Annotated in this window: 17 protein-coding genes; 6 read left to right on the top strand and 11 right to left on the bottom strand. The window is 65.0% G+C overall.

Translation table 11 applies throughout. The annotated features are described in order from the left end of the window. Positions 1 to 27: 27 nt before the first annotated feature. Together BLV07_RS02295 and BLV07_RS02290 are read right to left on the bottom strand one after the other, a co-directional pair. Positions 28 to 831 carry an isocitrate lyase/PEP mutase family protein gene (locus tag BLV07_RS02295; protein WP_091879078.1) on the bottom strand — a complete coding sequence of 268 codons (804 nt, stop codon included), beginning with the start codon at positions 829 to 831 and terminating at the stop codon, positions 28 to 30. Between the two features lie 43 nt (positions 832 to 874). Continuing rightward, a complete protein-coding gene (locus tag BLV07_RS02290) occupies positions 875 to 1,771 on the bottom strand; it encodes an alpha/beta fold hydrolase (protein ID WP_091880287.1) in 897 nt (298 codons plus the stop codon). Positions 1,772 to 1,827: 56 nt separating this feature from the next. On the opposite strand from BLV07_RS02290, the gene BLV07_RS02285 reads away from it, so the two are divergent. Beyond that, complete coding sequence (locus tag BLV07_RS02285; protein ID WP_244550944.1) at positions 1,828 to 2,382, top strand: MarR family winged helix-turn-helix transcriptional regulator; 555 nt, start codon at positions 1,828 to 1,830, stop codon at positions 2,380 to 2,382. A 239-nt stretch (positions 2,383 to 2,621) separates the two neighbouring features. Next, entirely contained in the window at positions 2,622 to 3,461 is an 840-nt protein-coding gene (locus BLV07_RS02280; protein ID WP_091880284.1) for a Crp/Fnr family transcriptional regulator, read from the top strand. Between the two features lie 81 nt (positions 3,462 to 3,542). On the opposite strand, the gene BLV07_RS02275 is transcribed toward BLV07_RS02280, so the two are convergent. Continuing rightward, positions 3,543 to 4,154 carry a TetR/AcrR family transcriptional regulator gene (locus BLV07_RS02275; RefSeq protein WP_091879072.1) on the bottom strand — a complete coding sequence of 204 codons (612 nt, stop codon included), beginning with the start codon at positions 4,152 to 4,154 and terminating at the stop codon, positions 3,543 to 3,545. A 129-nt stretch (positions 4,155 to 4,283) separates the two neighbouring features. Here BLV07_RS02275 and BLV07_RS02270 point away from each other — a divergent pair, with 129 nt between their 5' ends. The 4 genes from BLV07_RS02270 to BLV07_RS02255 all read left to right on the top strand — a co-directional run bounded on the left by BLV07_RS02270 (position 4,284) and on the right by BLV07_RS02255 (position 11,046). Next, positions 4,284 to 5,516, top strand: a complete 1,233-nt coding sequence (locus BLV07_RS02270; protein WP_176945293.1) for a cytochrome P450 — start codon at positions 4,284 to 4,286, stop codon at positions 5,514 to 5,516. A gap of 140 nt (positions 5,517 to 5,656) precedes the next feature. Further along, entirely contained in the window at positions 5,657 to 9,283 is a 3,627-nt protein-coding gene (locus tag BLV07_RS02265) for an AsmA family protein (protein ID WP_091879066.1), read from the top strand. A 373-nt stretch (positions 9,284 to 9,656) separates the two neighbouring features. Next, on the top strand, positions 9,657 to 10,775 hold the full coding sequence (locus tag BLV07_RS02260) for a DUF2336 domain-containing protein (RefSeq protein WP_176945292.1): 1,119 nt from the start codon (positions 9,657 to 9,659) through the stop codon (positions 10,773 to 10,775). A gap of 31 nt (positions 10,776 to 10,806) precedes the next feature. Next, positions 10,807 to 11,046 carry a hypothetical protein gene (locus tag BLV07_RS02255; protein ID WP_091879060.1) on the top strand — a complete coding sequence of 80 codons (240 nt, stop codon included), beginning with the start codon at positions 10,807 to 10,809 and terminating at the stop codon, positions 11,044 to 11,046. A 539-nt stretch (positions 11,047 to 11,585) separates the two neighbouring features. Here the strand turns inward: BLV07_RS02255 and cax are convergent. The 8 genes from cax to BLV07_RS02215 all read right to left on the bottom strand — a co-directional run bounded on the left by cax (position 11,586) and on the right by BLV07_RS02215 (position 18,446). After that, positions 11,586 to 12,689: a calcium/proton exchanger gene (gene cax, locus BLV07_RS02250; RefSeq protein WP_091879057.1), complete on the bottom strand. Its 1,104-nt coding sequence runs from the start codon at positions 12,687 to 12,689 to the stop codon at positions 11,586 to 11,588. 127 nt (positions 12,690 to 12,816) lie between these two features. Next, positions 12,817 to 13,098, bottom strand: a complete 282-nt coding sequence (locus tag BLV07_RS02245) for a hypothetical protein (RefSeq protein WP_091879055.1) — start codon at positions 13,096 to 13,098, stop codon at positions 12,817 to 12,819. Positions 13,099 to 13,403: 305 nt separating this feature from the next. After that, on the bottom strand, positions 13,404 to 15,275 hold the full coding sequence (gene feoB, locus BLV07_RS02240) for a ferrous iron transporter B (RefSeq protein WP_091879053.1): 1,872 nt from the start codon (positions 15,273 to 15,275) through the stop codon (positions 13,404 to 13,406). Between the two features lie 23 nt (positions 15,276 to 15,298). Further along, positions 15,299 to 15,574: a FeoA family protein gene (locus tag BLV07_RS02235; protein ID WP_091879050.1), complete on the bottom strand. Its 276-nt coding sequence runs from the start codon at positions 15,572 to 15,574 to the stop codon at positions 15,299 to 15,301. Positions 15,575 to 15,689: 115 nt separating this feature from the next. Then, positions 15,690 to 15,941 (bottom strand): ribbon-helix-helix domain-containing protein, encoded by a 252-nt coding sequence (locus BLV07_RS02230; protein ID WP_084805126.1) that lies wholly within the window; start codon positions 15,939 to 15,941, stop codon positions 15,690 to 15,692. After that, a complete protein-coding gene (locus BLV07_RS02225; RefSeq protein WP_091879047.1) occupies positions 15,938 to 16,126 on the bottom strand; it encodes a DUF4169 family protein in 189 nt (62 codons plus the stop codon). The genes BLV07_RS02230 and BLV07_RS02225 overlap by 4 nt, the downstream gene beginning before the upstream one ends. A 277-nt stretch (positions 16,127 to 16,403) precedes the next feature. Then, a complete protein-coding gene (gene fumC / locus BLV07_RS02220) occupies positions 16,404 to 17,837 on the bottom strand; it encodes a class II fumarate hydratase (RefSeq protein WP_091879043.1) in 1,434 nt (477 codons plus the stop codon). 90 nt (positions 17,838 to 17,927) lie between these two features. Beyond that, positions 17,928 to 18,446, bottom strand: coding sequence for an SspB family protein (locus tag BLV07_RS02215; protein WP_091879040.1), 519 nt, complete (start codon positions 18,444 to 18,446; stop codon positions 17,928 to 17,930). Positions 18,447 to 18,492: the final 46 nt, after the last annotated feature.

Raw genomic sequence — 18,492 nt, 5'->3', positions numbered from 1 at the left:
GCTGCTGTGGGCCGGTAATGTCCGGGCTCAGGCATTCGGTTGCAGGAACGTGCCGTATTGCCTGCTCGCAGCGACCGAGGCCGCGGCCTGTCCAATGATGCGCATCGCCGCCATCATGGGCCACGGCCCGAGGCTCACCCGCCGAACTCGGACTCGAGCAAGATCCCGGATTTCGGGAACACCTTGCGTCACCATGATGTTGACCGGCAAGGGCGTGAGTTGGACGAGCTTCTCTATGTAAGCGAGATCGGTGAGGCCGGGCACGAAAATCCCGTCAGCGCCGGCCTCGGCATAGACCTTCGCGCGCCTGGCCGCTTCATTCAGGCATTCATCCGGCGATCCTGATTTCAGCAGGAACGGGTCGGTTCTCGCGTTGATGAAGAGATGAATTCCCAATTCCTGCGCAGCATCCCGCACCGCCTTGATCTTCGCTGCATGCCGTTCTGGACTAACGAGTTGCCGTTTTCCGCCCGATAGACCGTCTTCGATGTTGATGCCGACGGCGCCGGCTTTCAACACCTCGCTCGCCGACTTCGCAGCGGCCTCCGGGGTGTCGCCATATCCTGCCTCCAGATCGATCGAGACCGGGACCGACACGGACGCGGTGATCCGCGACACCAGACCTGTGACCATGTCGAGCGGGACATTTTCTCCGTCCGCATACCCGAGCGCAGATGCGACCGCCCCGCTGCTGGTCGCTATGGCCTGAGAGGACTTTGCAATCGCTTTGGCGGTAGCGGCATCCCAGGCGTTGAACAGGACGAGCGGATCCCCCTTCCTGTGAAGCTCGCGAAACGTCTCGGCGTATTTCTGCTGTGTCTTGGCGTCCATCGTGCTCACTCCAATGAAAAGATGTCGTGGTCGCAGTGTGCATTCAGTCGGGTGCGTGCGTCCTGAACCAGTCCATGATCAGACCGGTGACTTCGGCCTCTCGCTCGAGGTGCGGGAAGTGACCGACATCGGGCAGGACAATCCGCTGGTGCGGCCCCTTGAAGAGCGGCTCCTCCTTCAGCGAGTACCTCGCTGTCGGATCGTTGCTGCCATAGATCGTCAGCGTCGGCGTATGCATCTCAACGATCGGCAGCCGGCCGGCACGTCCTGCATCGGTCAGGCCCCCGTAGTATTTGAGCGCCGCCGCCATGGTGCCGGGAGAGCTGAGCGTCTGCTTGATCGAACGGAGATGCTCGACATCATTGAATGTCGGTGACCACAGCTTCCAGAGGTAGTCGACGAAGGGGAGTCCCTCGATGTTCACCGCCGACTCGGCGCCGGGCATCTGGAAGAAATAGACATGAAAGACGGATCGGACGAGGTCCGGATCCCTCCTGATGCTTGAAAATGTGATCGGGTGTGCGGTGTTCATGACCACGGCGGCTTTGATCGCCGACGGCGCCGTGGCCAGTGCCTGAAAGGTCGAAGTGCCGCCCCAATCCATGCCGACGACCCGTGCTTGTCCGTAGTCGCTCAGCGCCGCGATGAGCGCTTCGAGATCCTGGCCGAGTGCGATGGGATCGAACACTCCGTCGGCCGGCATCTCGGTCGGCGCATAGCCCCGCAAGAACGGCGAGACGGCCCGATAGCCCGCATCCGCGAAGACCTGCAATTGCTTCCGATAGGACCAGGCGTTGTCGGGAAAGCCATGCATGAACATGACGAGCGGCCCGCTCCCCTGCTCGAGATAGGCGAACCGCAGGCCATTGGCGTGCACGTGTTTCAGGACGGGTTCACTGCCGGTGTTCGGCTGTGCCGCTGCGGTGGCTCGGGCATTCATCGCCATTCTCCATGTCATCGTCTGCGCTTGACCAAATATGTGCGTAGCGCACATATTTGGTCAAGTTGTTTTTTGTGCGTAGCGCACATATTGTTCAGTTCATGGAAACCGGAATCGCGAATTTACTGGGGGCGCTTTCGCTCGCCGTCATGGATCGTATCGAGCAGGGCGCGCGCGAGGTCATAGGCCGCGGCGGTGAGACGCCCGCGGCACTCGTCGTCATCGGCTATGGCCAGGGCATGACCAACGACAAGCTCCGGCGGATCCTTGGCCTGTCGCATTCCGGAACCGTCCGTCTGGTCGACCGTCTGGTTTCGGATCGGCTTGTCGAGCGCAGGCCGGGAAAGGACGGCCGCGAGATCGCCTTGTACCTGACGGCCACGGGCGCGGCGGCCCGGAATGACCTGATGGCGTCCCGGATTTCGGTCGTTGCGTCACTCCTAGATGTGTTGTCGCCGGCTGAAACCAAGCGGCTGGGAACGCTGATCCATGACCTGCTGGCAAGGCAGGACACCTCCGAGATGGACCGCTTCACGATCTGCCGCAGGTGCGACGACAGGGTGTGCACCAATTGCCCGTTGCCGACGAACAAGAGCAAGCGCGACCGCTAGCGCAAGGCGGCGTACACGGCGGCCGCGAGTTGAAGCCTACTTCGCGGGCACCTCGCTGGTGGCAAGGATCGTAAATAGTATGATGTATGCAAGATGCTATTTCGCGGCGAGGAATGCAGTCAGCTCTCCGCAATTATCCGCGCTTGATCTCGCCTGATGGCTCTGTTTGGATGAGTTCAGTCGGGGCAATCGCATTTCGGATAATCATGGTGGATGAAATCAACGGATACCGTCGGTCACTGGATGCTCGTTCGCGGGAAAGCATCGCGACCGTCCACCGCACTGGCATCGGCAATCGGCTGCTGGCGGCGTTGCCGCCTGCGGATCTCGCTCTGCTGACGCCCTACTTCCAGAAGGTCTCGTTCGAAGCCGATGCCGTCCTGGTGCGGTCGGGCGATGAACTCGATCCGGTTTATTTTCCCCATAGCGGCGCAATCGCCTTCATGCTCGACATGCCGGACGGGCAATCGGTCGCAACCACCTTGATGGGACGGGAAGGGGCTTTGGCCTCGTTTTCCGTGCTCGGCCCGGCGCTTTCATCCGTGACCGCGATTGCTCGCATGGCCGGCACGGCGTCGCTGATCTCCGCCGCCAAATTCAGGGCTGCCTATGCACAAAGCGCGGCCATCAGGAATGTCGTGCAGGTCCACGCCCGCGCGCTGTTATTGCAGCTCCAGCACGTCGCCGCTTGCAACGCGCTGCACCGGGTGGATGGCCGCCTGGCACGGTGGCTCCTGCAGCTTCACGACCGCGTTCCCGACGACCCTCTTCCGGTGACGCAGGAGGCGCTCGCGCAATTGCTCGGGGTGCGGCGTACGACCGTGACTCTGACGATGAACAAGCTACGCGAGGCCGGCGCCGTCCCATCCGACCGGCGCGGGCTCATCAAGATCGATCGCGCTCGGCTCGAGAAGGTCGCATGCGATTGTTATGCGCTCATGCAGCACAACATCGATCGAATGTATTGCCAGGAATTGTCGGTGCCGCAGCCTGCCCATCCGCCGTTCCGGCAAAGCGCCTTCGTCGCCTCCGACGGAGCGAGCGGTGAATCCAGAGCCGTTTCGCGGGCGGGAAAATAGAGAGCAGAGCCTGGAATCGCGCTTGGCAGTGCTCGACTGCACGCCAGCGATGAAAATGGCACTACAACTCTCCAGCCGCTTTCAGCCCGCCGCCAACCCCGTTCTCCGCCGCAAATCCGTGATCGCGCGCAGAAAGCTGTCGGCCGGCGTCGTCTCCGGATCGATCAGCCGGTGCAGGCGAAAACCGTCTTCGAGCGCGAGCACGACGGAGGCCATCCAGGGCGGGTTCAGACTGTCATTGCGCCCGTTGCTCTTCAACGTCGCCTCGACGATGTCGGCGATCAGCTTGCGCCGCGCGCGCAGGCGTTTTGCAAGTTCCGGGCGGCGCTTCTCGGCGCGCGCGACGAACAGGATCATCTCCATGTGCAGCAGCGGCGAGCGGCCGAGCGGATCCTGCCTGCTGCGGTCCATCGTCTTCAGTGCCGCGATGAAATCGTCGAGATTGTCGTGCTGCGCGAGGATGTCCAGGTTGCGGCGGATCGACTGCTCGACATGGTCCTCGAGCATGGCGATGATCAATTCCTCCTTGCTCTTGAAGTTGGAATAGAACGCGCCGCGGGTGAAGCCCGCCGCGGCCGCGATCGCCTCGATGCTGGCGCCGCCGATGCCGTCTTCCTCGAAGACGCGCGCGGCCGCCTCGAACAGCCTGTCGCGCGTATCGTCCCTGGTCGGCCTGGTTCTCACCCTTGACATCCCGGCAGCTTAGGGCAGAATGCAACTCGATACAACAATGTATCGAGTTGATAATTCCAAGGGATGGTTACGCCGGGCTGTCGGGTAGCCTTGCGTATTCGTATCATGCGGCAACCGATTGAGGTCACCATGAACGAGCAGGTACAAGGCGCGAACGGCGATCCGTTGTTCAACCCGCTGTCGCCGGACTTCATCCGCGATCCCTATCCGCATTACGACCGGCTGCGCACGATGGATCCGATCCACGTGACGCCGTTCGGCCAGTTCGTCACCAGCCGCCACGCCGAGGTCAGCCTCGTGCTGCGCGACAGGCGTTTCGGCAAGGATTTCGTCGAGCGCTCCAAGCGCCGCTATAGCGAAAAGATTATGGACGAGCCGGTGTTCCGCAGCATGAGCCACTGGATGCTGCAGGCCGATCCGCCCGACCACACCCGCCTGCGCGGCCTCGTCGTGAAAGCCTTCACCGCCCGCCGCGTCGAGGACATGCGCCCGCGCATCCAGGAAATCGTCGACCAGACCATCGACGCCGTGATCGATCGCGGCCACATGGACCTGATCGAGGATTTCGCGTTCCGCCTGCCCGTCACCATCATCTGCGACATGCTCGGCATCCCCGAGGAGCACCGCGAGACCTTCTACAAGAGCTCGCGCGACGGCGGGCGTCTGCTCGACCCGGTGCCGCTCTCGCCGGAGGAGATCAGCCAAGGCAACGCCGGCAACCTGATGGCCCAGATGTACTTCCAGCAGCTGTTCGAGCTGCGCCGCCACAGTCCCGGCGACGATCTCATCACCCAGCTCGTGCAGGCCGAGGAGGACGGCAACAAGCTCACCAATGAGGAGCTGACCGCCAACATCATCCTCTTGTTCGGCGCCGGCCACGAGACCACCGTCAATTTGATCGGCAACGGCCTCCTGGCGCTCCACCGCAATCCGGACCAGCTTGCGCTGCTGAAGGCGCGGCCCGAGCTGATGGTGGGCGCGATCGAGGAATTCCTGCGCTACGATTCCTCGGTGCAGATGACCGGGCGTGTCGCGCTCGAGGACATCGACGATCTCGGCGGCGTGAAGATCCCCAAGGGCGAGACCGTGCTCTGCCTGCTCGGCTCGGCCAACCGCGATCCGGCGGTCTATCCTGACCGGCCCGACCGGCTGGACGTCACCCGCCAGAATGTGAAGCCGCTGTCGTTCGGCGGCGGCATCCATTTCTGCCTGGGGGCCCAATTGGCGCGCATCGAGGCTGAGATCGCCATCGCCACGCTGCTCCGCCGGCTGCCGGATTTGCGCATCGACGACGTCGTAAACCCGCAGTGGCGGCCGACCTTCGTGCTGCGCGGCCTGACGCGGCTGCCGGCGAGCTGGTGAGACGGGGGCGTTAACCTCCGCGCGCAACAGTCGCTGTGACTTCGCCACACTTCCCCCTATATAAGGGGCTGTTCCGGCCCGCCTGAAGCCTTCCCACGGCAAGGTCTGGTCCGGGCGCCGTTTTGGCCGAGGGGAGACCCGTGCAGACGACGCTGCTCGGATTGGCGATTGCCTTCATCATTGCGCTTTTGGCCGCGCTGATCGGGCCTTACTTCATCGACTGGAACCAGTTCAGGCCCCAGTTCGAGGCGGAGGCCAGCCGGATCATCGGCGTTCCGGTGCGGGTGGCGGGCGCGCTCGACGCGCGGCTGTTGCCGGCGCCGACGCTGCGGCTGCGTTCGGTCACCTTCGGCGGCAACAACGATCTCGGCCGGCTGCGCGCCGACAAGCTCGACGTCGAGTTCAGCCTGGGCCCCCTCATGCGCGGTGAATGGCGTGCCACCGAGCTTTCGGTCGGCGGCATGGCGGTCGATCTCGGCCTGGACGCGCGCGGGCGGGTCGATTTGCCGTCCACTGCGAGCGGCGCCTTCAATCTCGCCTCGCTCGCCATCGAGCGGCTCAATCTCACCGGCCGCATCGCCCTGCACGATGCCGCCAGCCGCTCGACGCTGGAGCTGAGCGACATCGCCTTTTCCGGCGACGTGCGCTCGCTCGCGGGCTCGGTGCGCGGCGACGGCCGTTTCACCGCCAATGGGGTGCGCTACCCGTTCCGCATCTCCTCCGGCCCGACCGCCGACGGCAACGCCACGCGTCTCCACCTCAACATCGATCCGGGCGAGCGCGCCATCCTCGCCGATCTCGAAGGCGTGCTCGCCTTCGACAACCGCCTGCCGAAATTCGACGGCGCGCTGACGCTCGCCGTGCCCGCGACAAAGAAAGCAGGCGAGGCGGGGCCGACCCCCTGGAAGCTCACGACGAAACTCAAGGCCGATCCGGCCGGCGCCAAATTCGACCAGATCGAGGCCAGCTTCGGCGTTGAGGACGCCGCGCTGAAGCTCGGCGGCGTCGGCGACCTCAAATTCGGTGCCTCGCCGCTGCTGCGCGCGGTGCTCTCGGCGCGGCAGGTCGATGCCGACAAGCTGACGGCCAAGGATGCTGCCAAGGACGATGCCGATCCGCAGCGCGTCCTGCCGGCGCTGCGCGCAGGGCTGGCCGCGATCCCGCAGGCGCCGATCCCGGCGCAGATCGAATTCAACTCCGACCAGATCATGCTCGGCGGCCGTCCGCTCCAGAACATCGCCGCCGAGCTTCAGACTGACGGACGATCCTGGACCTTCCAGCGGCTCGAGCTGCGCGCGCCCGGCATGACGCAGCTCTCGCTCAATGGTGCTGCTCCCGGCGCCGACAGCTTTAGCGGCCGCCTCAGCGTCGAGTCATCTGATCCTGACACACTGGTGGCCTGGCTTCAGGGCCGCAGCGAGATCAACCGCCGCAGCACGCGGCCGCTGCGCCTTGCGGGCGACGTGACGATTGCCGCCAACCATCTCGCCATCGACAGGCTGAAGGCCGAGATCGAGGGCGGCGCGGTGGAGGGCCGTATTGCCTTTGTCCAGACCGGTGCGAGCAAGGGCTCGCGGATCGACGTCGAGCTCAAGGCCGACCGTCTCGACCTCGACGCCGCCGCAAGCTTTGTGCGCGCGCTTGCCGGGCCGCAGGGTGAATGGCCGGAGGAGGCAAAGCTCTCGCTCGATATCGGCCGCGCGATCTCCGCCGGCCAGGAGCTGCGGCCGTTCATGGCAAAACTGGGCTATGGCCCGGCGTCGCTGTCGCTGGAGCAGTTGCGGTTCGGCCAGGCCAGCGGCGTGACCACGGAGGCGAGCGGCAGTTTTGATCGCAAGAATGCCACCGGCAAGCTCGCGCTGAAGTCATCAGCGAATTCGCTGCGCGAACTGACCGCGCTGATCGAGCCGTTTGCGCCCGCGGTGCGTGCGCGCTTCGATGCCATGCCGGCATTGCCAGGTGCGACGCGCTTGAAGCTCGATCTCAGCCTCGACAAGAACGACGAGCATGCCGATCGCAGCAACGCCCGCGTTGTGTTCGATCTCGACGCGCCGCAGCTCAAGGCGACCGCGACGCTGGCCGCGCAAACGCAGGTGGCCGCCGTCAACGGCATCGACATCGACCGCCTGCGCAACAGCGACTTCACACTCGATTCGAAAGTATCGACGCCGCAGGCCGGCGCGCTGTTGGCGCTGCTCGGTCTGGATCGCATCGTGGCCGCAGGTGAGGGCGCTTCGCAGTTCGAAGGCAAGCTGACTGGCACCTGGCTGAAGCCGCTGCAATTGAGCGCTAAGCTCAGTGGCGGCGGGCTGGACGCGGATGCGCAAGGCAATTTTGACTGGTCGGCATCGAAGGGCAGTGCGAACCTGCGCGTTCGCAATGCCAATCTGGCGCCGCTGTTCGGAACCAGCTCCGCCGGCAAATCAGCGCAGAGCGTCAGCCTGTCCGCGCGCGTTGGCCTGTCCGGCAATCGGCTGATCTTCGACGATCTCGACAGCACCGTTTCAGGCTCGCATCTGCGCGGTCATCTTGCGGTGACGCTGGATCAGGAAAGGAGTGTCGATGGCGAGGTGGGCCTCGATTCGCTCGATCTTGCGCCGACGCTCGCGATGGCGATCGGCGCGGCCGGACATGATGCCGGCGAGCCGCTGAATGCGGGGCTCATCGGTGGCTGGCGCGGCCGCATCGCCTTCCAGGCGCTGCGCGGAACGCTGCCCGGCGGCATCGAGCTGCGCCCCTTCGCGGGCACGATCCGCGGCGACGGCCAGTCGCTCGCGCTCGATGCGCTCAAGGGCGGCATCGGCGGCGGCGAGATGTCGGCAAGTCTCGATGCGCGCAACGGCGCCAATGGCCTGGCGTTGAATGCGCGCATCGATCTCAGCAATGTCGATGCGGCGACGCTGCGCTACCGCGACCTCGCGCTGCCGAAGGGACGCGCCTCGGTGCAGATGGCGCTGACCAGCCAGGGCCGCAGCGTCTCGGCGCTGACCGGCGCGCTCGCCGGCAACGGCACCGTGACGCTCGACGCCGCCGAGATTGCCGGCCTCAATCCCCGCGCGTTCGAGATCGCCATCCGCGCCAGCGACGGCGGCCAGGTCAGCGACGACAACAGGCTGCGGCAGCTGGTCGAGCCCGCGCTGTCGGCAGGCCCGATCGCGGTGGCCTCGGCGCAGATCCCGTTCACGATCCGCGATGGGCGGCTGCGCGTCGGCGCGACGCCGCTGGAAGCGAAGAACGCCCGCGCCATCGTCTCCGGCGGCTACGACATTCCCGCCGATCAGGCCGACATCCGCGCCAGTCTGACGCCGATCATGACCGGGCTCTCCGGCGCCCCGCCGGAGATCCAGCTGTTCGCGGCAGGTCCCCCCGACAAGCTGAGCCGCACCGTCGATCTCGCGCCGCTGTCCTCGTGGCTCGCGGTGCGCACGATCGATCGCGAGACCCGCCGGCTCGATGCGATCGAGCGCGGCGAGCCGCCGCCCGCCACCGCCGCGCTGCCGACGCTGGTCTCTCCCGATGCCGCGCCGGAGCAGGCGCCGGCCAATGTGCCGCTGCCGGGGCCGGATCCGCGCCGCGCGCCGGCAAAGTCAAAGGGACCACCGACGCCGAAAGCCCCGCACGCCGCCCCCGCCGCGCCGAGCCCGCCGCTCGCAAGCCAGCAGCTTGCCCCGTTGCCGCCGCCGATCGACGTGAAGCCCGCCCCGGGCCCGCCGCCCGCCAAGCCCAAGCCGAAACCGCCGCTGGTGCTGACGCCGCAGAATCCGTGAGACGGTGCTCGCCGCAGGCTCGGTCTTCACCTCTCCCCAGCGGGGAGAGGTCGGATTGCACTTGGCGATGCGAAGCATCGTCCAGTGCAATCCGGGTGAGGGGCCGCAGCATTCGGTGAGACTGTAACCCCTCACCCGGATCGCATCTTTCGATGCGATCCGACCTCTCCCTCCGGGAGAGGTGAAGCGAGACCTTCCGCGCCGGTAAACCCATTCCCGCGCATTTGAATGAATTTTGGTCGGCAAAACTGATTTGCCGATTTTACTGAATTCTCGCGTTTTGTCTCTAGCGTCGGTTCCTGAGGAATTCGGCGTCCTGCCACGAGCGGCGGGACAGCTCGCCGAAGGGCTACCAAGAACTGGGGTTATCGAGATGAACGGGGCGAAGACGCTTCTACAGGATCTGGACGACGCGATCGCGCGCGGCACCGACGAAAGCCGGGCGAAGGCATTGTGGCATGCGACCGACATCCTGATCACCGGCCGCTACAGCGATGACGAGATCAGCACGTTCGGCGAGGTCATCGGGCGGCTCGCCGACGAAATCGAGGTCGCTGCGCGGGTACAGCTCTCGGAAGTGATGTCGGCGTGCGACCACGCCCCGTTCAACGTGATCGCAAAGCTCGCGCTCGACGACGAGATCGAGGTCGCCGGTCCCATTCTGCGCGATTCCACGCGTATCGACGAGAAGATGCTGGTCGAGAGCGCCATGACAAAGGGCCAGGCGCATCTGCTCGCGATCGCCCAGCGCCAATCGATCGGCGAGGCCGTGACCGACGTGCTGGTCAAGCGCGGCAACCAGGAGGTCGTGACCTCAGTCGCGAAAAACGAGGGCGCGCGCTTCTCCGGCTCGGGCCTGTTGCACATGGTGCGCCGCGCCGAGGGCGATTCGATCCTCGCCGAGCAGCTTGGCCTGCGCAAGGACGTACCGCGCCACATCTTCCAGCAGCTGATCGCGAAGGCCTCGGAGGACGTTCGCCGCCGTCTCGAGACCGAGCGGCCCGAGATGATGGCGCAGATCCAGAGCTCGGTGACCGAGGTCACCGGCGACCTTCAGTCCAAGTTCGGTCCGTCCTCGCGCAGCTATTTCGTCGCCAAGCGCGTGGTGACGACGCAGTACCGCCAGGGCAACCTCAACCAGGATTCGATCTCGAACTATGCGCGCCAGCACCGCTTCGACGAGGTGCAGATCGGCCTGTCGCTGCTGTCGGCGCTGCCGGTCGACGTGATCGAGCGCGCGCTGATGGACCGCAACCGCGAGATGATCCTGGTGCTGTGCAAGGCGCTCGATTTCTCCTGGGACACGACCATGTCGCTGCTGTTCCTCGGCGCCAAGGATCATCTGATCACGGCGCGCGAGCTCCAGGACAATGAGCGTGAGTACGGCCGCCTCAAGATCGAGACCTCGCGCAGCATCTTGAAGTTCTACCAGTCGCGCAAGAACAGCGCGGGTGCCGATGCGGGCCGTCAGCCCGAGCTCCAAGTTCACTGACAGGTACACTGAGGACAAGGGAGTATCTGCAATGTTGCCTCAATTCGGCACCGCGGTTCGCAAGAAGATCAACAAGGCGCCGGCCGCCGATCTCGGCGGCGGTGCGCCGGACAAGGCGTCGGTCGACGTCGCCTGGCTCGTGCTGGAAGCCGCCAACGACCTCGGCGACCACGCCGCGATCGAAGCCTGCCGCCGCGTCATCGACGCCGAGCTGAACGGCACGGTGGCACGCAGCGCGGATGTCGATCTCGTGCTGGGCTATTTCAGGTAAGGCTCGACCGTCGCGTCCGTAGTGGCTGCTTCCACGCCGTCATTGCGAGCGCAGCGAAGCAATCCAGAATCTTCCCGCGGCGGCAGTCTGGATTGCTTCGCGGAGCCCGTCATCGGGCCGCGCTGCGCGCGGACCCGTTGGCTCGCAATGCTTGATCCTGGACATGGTCGATCATAGCGGAGCGTAGCAGCCGCTGGATTGCGCCGGGGCCGTCGACCCAATCAAACGCGGCGTTCTGTCGAGTGAGGTGACGGCATCATGTATGTTTCCCGATAGGGAAACGAGACCGGAGGCCGCTCCGTGCCGCCTCCCTTTGATTGTCCTGGCAATCTCTCGACGATGCCATCATGCCGGTGTTTTGCCCTGACAGGTCAACCGGCTCGCAGCCGGTCGGCGCGTTAGTCGCCAGGGGGCGATGACGGCGTCCTACACTCCGTCATTGCGAGCCCAGCGAAGCGGTCCAGGCTGTTTCCGCGGAGATGGCCTTCATTGCTTCGTTGCAAGGACTCCTCGCAATGATGGGTGGAAGCGGCCGTAGCCTAGACCGGGCCGTGCGAGCCGGGTGGGACCATGTAGAGCGTCATCGCGAAGATCGCGTAGATGCAGAGCAGGAGCGCACCGACGAACCAGGCCGATTGTCCGCCGTTGGTGATGAAGCTCGTCACCACGGCGGCGATCATGACCATGGTCACGGCTCCCGGCCAGAATTGAAGGTCCATGGGCTGCGGGCCGACGAAATAGCTCAGCAGCACGAGAACGGGTGCGACGAACAAGGCGATCTGGGATGCGCTTCCGAGCGCGATGCTCACGCTCATGTCGAGCCGGTTCCGGCGTGCCGCGGAAAACGCCACTGCCATTTCGGCCGCAGCGCCGACCAGGGCAACCACGATGAATCCGACGAATGCGGGGGTCATGCCGAGCGTTTCCGCAGCCTTCTGCACCGACTCGACGAAAATCTCGCTCACGAGCGCAACCAGCACCGTGACAATCCCCAGTGTCGGAACGGCGACCGCAACCGGTAGCGCCGGTCCGCCGCCCTCGCCATGGTCGCTGCTCGCAAACAGCTCCTTGTGCGTCTTCAGCGAGAACAGCAGGCTGAGACCGTAGGCCGCGATCAGCAGGACCGCCAAGGCGACGCTCAAGCGCTGCACCGTCGCCTCGTGTCCGGGAAAGTTGAGGTCGGCCACGGCCGAAGGGGATAGCAGGGCGATCGTGGCCATCAGCAGTAGCGCGGAATGAAGCCTGCCGCCCGCCCGGTTGTACTCCTGCATGCGATGCCTCAGTCCGCCCAGAAACAGCGATGCGCCCAGCATGAAGAGCGAGTTGGTCACGATCGCACCCGCGATCGAGGCTTTGACCAGCATGTATTGCCCGGCCTGCAACGCCGTGACGGCGATGATGAGCTCCGTGAGATTGCCAAGCGTGGCATTCAACAACCCCCCGACTGCATCACCGGTCTTCTCGGCCACAGCCTCCGTTGCGTGGCTGAGCAGGCTCGCGAGCGGCACGATGGCGATCACGGCCAGCACGAACAGCAGCGTATGCGCGTCCGGCATGATGTGCTCGAGCGCGATCACCACCGGCACGACGACCAGCATCCACAGAAGCGGGCTGTGCCGGATTTCCTTGAGCAGCGAATGCATGGTCCGTCCTTCGCGGTCAGGCCTCGACGCTGCTGCCGCAGATGGGTCCGGTATTGATCTGGCTCAACGACCTGCGGGCCCTCGAACCGGCGCGAGATTCGTCGATCCGACGAGCCTCGCACGCGTCTCAATAGCAGGGCGGATAGGGGTAATATCCACAAGCCCGGCGATAGCCATAGGCACCATAGGCTGCAGCTCCGGCCGCTGCTGCACCATAGTAGGCGCGCCGATGGACCCTGCGATTGACGCCTGCAACGCTTCCGGGCGTGAGCGGGCGCCCGACGCGGGCCTCGGCGGTCTCAACGGACACCGCGAGCGCATCCACCGGCGAGGTGCGCAACGACAGAGGCGCTGCCGTGAACAGCGCGGCGGTGACGAACAGTCCGATCAGCTTGGCATGTCCAGTCATGTGCTCTCTCCCTTTGCAGGACGACGAGAAAGCGTGACAGGCCGATGAGGTGGACCATTGACCGAGATCAATGCGGTCGCAGTTCCGAAGGGATCGGAAGCATGGCGCCGAGGGCGCATCTTGCCTTTCTTTCCACGATGCCATCATGCCGGTGTTTTGCCCGACGGGTCAACTGATTTTCCGAATTTCGGCCCAGTTGCCCCATCGACGGACCGATGACGTTCGCACACGCGTAAGCCATTGATTTTGCGACCCCCTCTACTGTGCATGGGGTTGTTTTCGCAGTTTTTGTTTTGGGAGACGCTTTAGCCCGCGCCCAGCGCGACCGCGACATTGTAGGTCACGAGGCTCGCCGCATAGGCCAGCACCAGCATGTAGGTGAAGGTCACGGCCATCCACGTCCAGCTTCCGGTCTCGCGCCGGATCACCGCCAGCGTCGAGGCGCATTGCGGGGCGAAGATGTACCAGGCCAGCATCGCCAGGGCGGTCGCGAGCGACCATTTCGTCGCCAGCACCTGGCCGATCTGCTCGGCCGCCTCCTTGCCGCCCTCGATCGCATAGACGGTGCCGAGCGCTGCGACCGCGACCTCGCGCGCCGCCATGCCGGGGATCAGCGCGACCGCGATCTGCCAGTTGAAGCCGACGGGCGCGAGCAGCGGCGCGAGCGCCTTGCCGATCATCGCCGCCAGGCTGAAGTCGATCGCCGGCTCCGTGGCGCCCGCCGGCGGCTGCGGGAACGAAGCCAGGAACCAGATCAGCACCATCATCGAGAAGATCGTGGTGCCGGCGCGCTGCAGGAACATCTTGGCGCGGGTGTAGATGCCGATCGCGATCGATTTCAGCCGGGGCATCTTGTAGTCCGGCAGCTCCAGCATGAACGGCGCCGGCGCATAGTCGCGCAGCATGAAGAATTTGATCAGGAACGAGACCACAAGCGCGCTGGTGATGCCGGCCGCATAGAGGCCGAACATCACGAGGCCTTGCAGGTTGATGAAGCCCCAGACGTCCCTGGCCGGAATGAAGGCGGAGATGATCAGCGTGTAGACCGGAATACGCGCCGAGCAGGTCATCAGCGGCGCGATCAGGATCGTGGTCAACCGGTCGCGCTTGTTGTCGATGACGCGCGTTGCCATGATGCCGGGAATGGCGCAGGCAAAGCTCGACAACAGCGGAATGAAGGCGCGGCCGTGCAGGCCGGCGCCGCCCATGATGCGGTCCATCAGGAACGCGGCGCGCGCCATGTAGCCGAAATCTTCCAGCAGCAGGATGAACAGGAAGATGATGATGATCTGCGGCAGGAACACGATGACGCTGCCGACGCCCGAGATAACGCCGTTCTGAAGGAAGCTCTGGAGCAGGCCGGCGGGGAGGGTGTTGTGCACGAGCTCGCCCAGCGCATCGAAGCCGGAGTTGAGCAGCTCCATCAGCGGCTGCGCCCAGGCGAACACCGCCTGGAACATCACGAACAGGATCAGCGCGAGCACGATGAGGCCGCCGACGGGATGCAGCACGATCGCATCGATCCGGGCGGTCCAGGTGTCGGGGCTAGCAGGCAGGCTGACGCAATCGGTAATGATGCGGTCGGCCTCGCGCTGGGTGGCGCGCAACTCGGAGACGCTGAGCGCGCGCCAGTTGTTCTCCTGCGGTTCGGCGGCGAGTTTTGCCGCAATCTCGTCGGTCAGAGCCAGCAGATCGGCCGTGCCGCCCTTGCGCACCGCGATCGAGGTGACCACGGGCACGCCGAGCTCCTTGGCGAGCCGCTCCACGTCCACATCGATGCCGCGACGCGTCGCGATGTCGAACATGTTGAGCACGAGGATCATCGGCCGTCCCGTGCGCTTGAGTTCGAGCAGCAGGCGGATGGTCAGGCGCAGATTGGTCGAGTCGGCCACGCACAGCACGAGATCGGGCACCGTCTCGCCGGAGGCCTTGCCGAGCACGAAGTCGCGGGTGATCTCCTCGTCCGGGCTGCGGCCGCGCAGCGAATAGGTGCCGGGCAGGTCGACCACGGAGACCTGGCGGCCGAGCGGGGTGACGAAGAAGCCTTCCTTGCGCTCGACGGTGACGCCCGGATAGTTCGCGACCTTCTGCCGGCTGCCGGTCAGGGCATTGAACAGCGAAGTCTTGCCGCTGTTTGGCGTGCCCACCAGGGCGAGATGCAGCAGGGGTAATTCCATGGGAGCAAATATCCGGCCGCTATCTAAGCGACGATGATGGCCATGGCTTCGCGACGACGAACCGCGATGGTGATGTTGTCGACCCGCACGGCGATCGGGTCGCGTCCGACCAGCCCCTCATGCAGGACCTCGACCTGGGCGCCCTCGACGAAGCCGAGCTCGATCAGCCGGCTCTCGAGCTCGATGTCCGAGAGCGCCGAGCCCGCCTCGCGGGCGGACAGATGCTGGATGACGCCGGTATAGCCGCGCTGGGCCAGACCCAGCGGCATGTGCGGGCGCATGTCATTGGTGTCGGTCATGCCCTGTATTTTCAATGCAGGGCATTGAGGTCAAGCGCGCTCGCCCGCCGAAGCTGCACCTTAGAGTGATTTTAAAGTGCAGATCGCGGGGCGCTCCGGGAAAGCGCTCCGGCGGCTACTGGGCCGGGACCTTTTCCGGCTGGACGGCCATGGCGCGGCTCTTGAAGTAGTCCAGGACGAACAGGCGGATCGCCGACGACAGATTGCCCTGCTGGCGGGCGCCGTCGATCTCGCCGACGAGCTCGGACAGTGTCATGTTGCGCAGGCCCGAGATCTCCTTCATGCCGTTCCAGAACGCCTCTTCCAGGCTGACGCTGGTCTTGTGGCCGGCGACGACGATCGATCGTTTCACGACCGGCGACTTCATGGCTGCTCCTCGCGATCGATCCGGTGCTGGTCCAGATGCTCCTTCGCCTGGTCCGCCCGCTTCTCCGCCGCCGACCGCTCCGCCTTCGTGCGACCGAACTTCGCCCGGTTGGCGTCCGCCTGCTTCGCCGAGGCTTCCCGCTCGGCGCGCTTCCTGAAACGATTCAGGTTGATGACGTTCCCCATGCCGTGTCTCCATCACCCGATCCTCTCTGCGCCGGATGAAACATTCAGAAACAGGGCGCCGCATTGCGCCCCAAAAGACTTGATCGCCATTAGCTCGTCCTCGTCAATCGGCCCCTCGGGCCATCAAACGATGAATTAGCCCCGTCAAGGGCAGAGGGGCTGCGTAACACGCCGCCCCGCCGCAACATTGACGGTAATCAAATCCCGCGCTCAAAGCCCTATATTTCTGCGGGTCCGGCGTCCGTATCACTACGGATGGCTATCGGAATTCGGAATTTTATCCCGGGCTGGTCATCTTCTCGGGGCGTACCAGGCGGTCGAATTCATCCGCCGAGACGAAGCCGAGTCGCAGCGCCTCTTCCTTCAGCGTGGTTCCGTTGGCATGCGCCGTCTTGGCCACTTTGGCCGCATTGTCGTAGCCGATTTTGGGCGCGAGCGCCGTCACCAGCATCAGCGAGCGCTGCATCAGCTCCTTGATGCGCTTCTCGTCGGCGCGGATGCCGCTGACGCAATGTTCGGTGAAGGAGCGCGCAGCGTCCGCCATCAGGCGGATCGAGTGCAGCATGTTGTAGGCCAGCACGGGCTTGAAGACGTTGAGCTCGAAATGGCCCTGGCTGCCGGCGACGGTGATCGCGGTGTGATTGCCGAACACCTGGCAGCAGACCATGGTCATCGCCTCGCACTGGGTCGGATTGACCTTGCCCGGCATGATCGAGGAGCCCGGCTCGTTCTCCGGCAGGATCAGTTCGCCTAGCCCTGAGCGCGGGCCGGATCCGAGCAGGCGGATGTCGTTGGCGATCTTGAACAGGCCCGTCGCGACCGAATTGATGGCGCCGTGCGCCAGCACATAGGCATCGTTCGAGGCCAGCGCCTCGAATTTGTTGGCGGCGCTGGTGAAGGGAAGCTTCGTGATCCCGGCAACGTGCTTAGCGAACAGTTTTGCAAAGCGCGGCTTCGAGTTGAGGCCGGTGCCGACGGCGGTGCCGCCCTGCGCCAGCGGATAAAGCTCCTTCACCGCGCCCTTGAGGCGGGTGATGCCGCTCTCGACCTGCGCGGCATAGCCGGAAAACTCCTGGCCGAGCGTCAGCGGCGTCGCGTCCTGGGTGTGGGTCCGGCCGATCTTCACGATTCTGGCGAACTCCTTCTCTTTCTTGCGCAGCGCGCGGAGCAACTCACCGAGCGCAGGAACGAGATCCGCAGTGATGCGGCTTGCCGCCGCGATGTGCATCGCGGTGGGAAAAGAGTCGTTCGACGACTGGCTCATGTTGACGTGGTCGTTGGGATGCACCGGCTTCTTGGTGCCGAGCTCGCCGCCGAGCAGCTCGTTGGCACGGTTGGCGATGACCTCGTTGAGGTTCATGTTGGTCTGGGTGCCCGAGCCGGTCTGCCACACCACCAGCGGGAAATGATCGTCGAGGCTGCCGTCGATCACCTCGCGCGCGGCACGGATGATGGCATTGGCGCGGCGCTGGTCGAGCAGGCCGAGCTCGCGGTTGGACTGTGCCGCGGCGAGCTTGACGATGCCGAGGGCATGCACGAGCGAGATCGGCATGCGATCCGTCCCGATGCGGAAATTCTGCCGCGAGCGCTCGGTCTGCGCCCCCCAATAGCGGTCGGCGGCGACCTCGATCGGACCAAAACTGTCGGTCTCGGTGCGGGTGGCGGGGCGGTCGGTCTTCGAGCGGGCAGTTTTGGCCATGAGCACATCCATTCCGCCGCGCGAAATGCCGCGCGGGCCTCTTGATATGCTCTTCTATATAGGGAGTCCGGCCGTGTGCGACGGGGGCGGGCCCAACCTAGATCATTTCTTGCGGAAACGATCGAGCCGCACGACTTCGGCGCCGCCCTGGTTCGGGGCCGCCGGCTCCTCCGCGCTTTCCGCCGGCTCAGCGGCAGACGCGGGGACCGCGACGGCTGACGGTGCGGGTGCTGCCGGCAAACTCTCGGGCGCCACCTCGGCGACGTCGGAGGTGTCGAACTGGAGACCGAATTTCACGGACGGATCGAGGAAGCTCTTGATGGCGCTGAAGGGCACCACCAGGCGCTCCGGAATCCCGCCGAAGGACAGGCCGACCTCAAACCGGTCCTCGAGCACGGTCAGGTCCCAGAACTGGTGCTGGAGGATGATCGTCATCTCTTCCGGATATTGCGCGAGCAATCGCGACGACAGCTTCACGCCCTCGGCCTTCGATACGAAGGTGATGAAGAAATGGTGCTCACCCGGCAGTCCATGGGCCGCGGCATCGGTCAGCACCTTGCGCAGCACGCCGCGCAGCGCGTCGCGGGCCAGCACATCGTATCGGATATGATCGGTCGCCATGGTGGTCCTGTTGCATCCCCGAAGCCGAACCCTGCCGGTCCGACTC

The organism is Bradyrhizobium sp. Rc2d (genome assembly GCF_900099855.1).
GTDB lineage: Bacteria > Pseudomonadota > Alphaproteobacteria > Rhizobiales > Xanthobacteraceae > Bradyrhizobium.
The sequence above is the reverse complement of the archived record's forward strand: the minus strand, read 5'-3'. Positions and strand labels throughout refer to the sequence as shown.

Excerpts from the sequence above, each read along its gene's own strand:
- BLV07_RS02295 (WP_091879078.1), bottom strand. The coding sequence starts at position 831 with ATGGACGCCAAGACACAGCAGAAATACGCCGAGACGTTTCGCGAGCTT.
- BLV07_RS02290 (WP_091880287.1), bottom strand. The coding sequence starts at position 1,771 with ATGAATGCCCGAGCCACCGCAGCGGCACAGCCGAACACCGGCAGTGAA.
- BLV07_RS02275 (WP_091879072.1), bottom strand. The coding sequence starts at position 4,154 with ATGTCAAGGGTGAGAACCAGGCCGACCAGGGACGATACGCGCGACAGG.
- BLV07_RS02270 (WP_176945293.1), top strand. The coding sequence starts at position 4,284 with ATGAACGAGCAGGTACAAGGCGCGAACGGCGATCCGTTGTTCAACCCG.
- BLV07_RS02260 (WP_176945292.1), top strand. The coding sequence starts at position 9,657 with ATGAACGGGGCGAAGACGCTTCTACAGGATCTGGACGACGCGATCGCG.
- BLV07_RS02255 (WP_091879060.1), top strand. The coding sequence starts at position 10,807 with ATGTTGCCTCAATTCGGCACCGCGGTTCGCAAGAAGATCAACAAGGCG.
- cax (WP_091879057.1), bottom strand. The coding sequence starts at position 12,689 with ATGCATTCGCTGCTCAAGGAAATCCGGCACAGCCCGCTTCTGTGGATG.
- BLV07_RS02245 (WP_091879055.1), bottom strand. The coding sequence starts at position 13,098 with ATGACTGGACATGCCAAGCTGATCGGACTGTTCGTCACCGCCGCGCTG.
- feoB (WP_091879053.1), bottom strand. The coding sequence starts at position 15,275 with ATGGAATTACCCCTGCTGCATCTCGCCCTGGTGGGCACGCCAAACAGC.
- BLV07_RS02235 (WP_091879050.1), bottom strand. The coding sequence starts at position 15,574 with ATGACCGACACCAATGACATGCGCCCGCACATGCCGCTGGGTCTGGCC.
- BLV07_RS02230 (WP_084805126.1), bottom strand. The coding sequence starts at position 15,941 with ATGAAGTCGCCGGTCGTGAAACGATCGATCGTCGTCGCCGGCCACAAG.
- BLV07_RS02225 (WP_091879047.1), bottom strand. The coding sequence starts at position 16,126 with ATGGGGAACGTCATCAACCTGAATCGTTTCAGGAAGCGCGCCGAGCGG.
- fumC (WP_091879043.1), bottom strand. The coding sequence starts at position 17,837 with ATGGATGTGCTCATGGCCAAAACTGCCCGCTCGAAGACCGACCGCCCC.
- BLV07_RS02215 (WP_091879040.1), bottom strand. The coding sequence starts at position 18,446 with ATGGCGACCGATCATATCCGATACGATGTGCTGGCCCGCGACGCGCTG.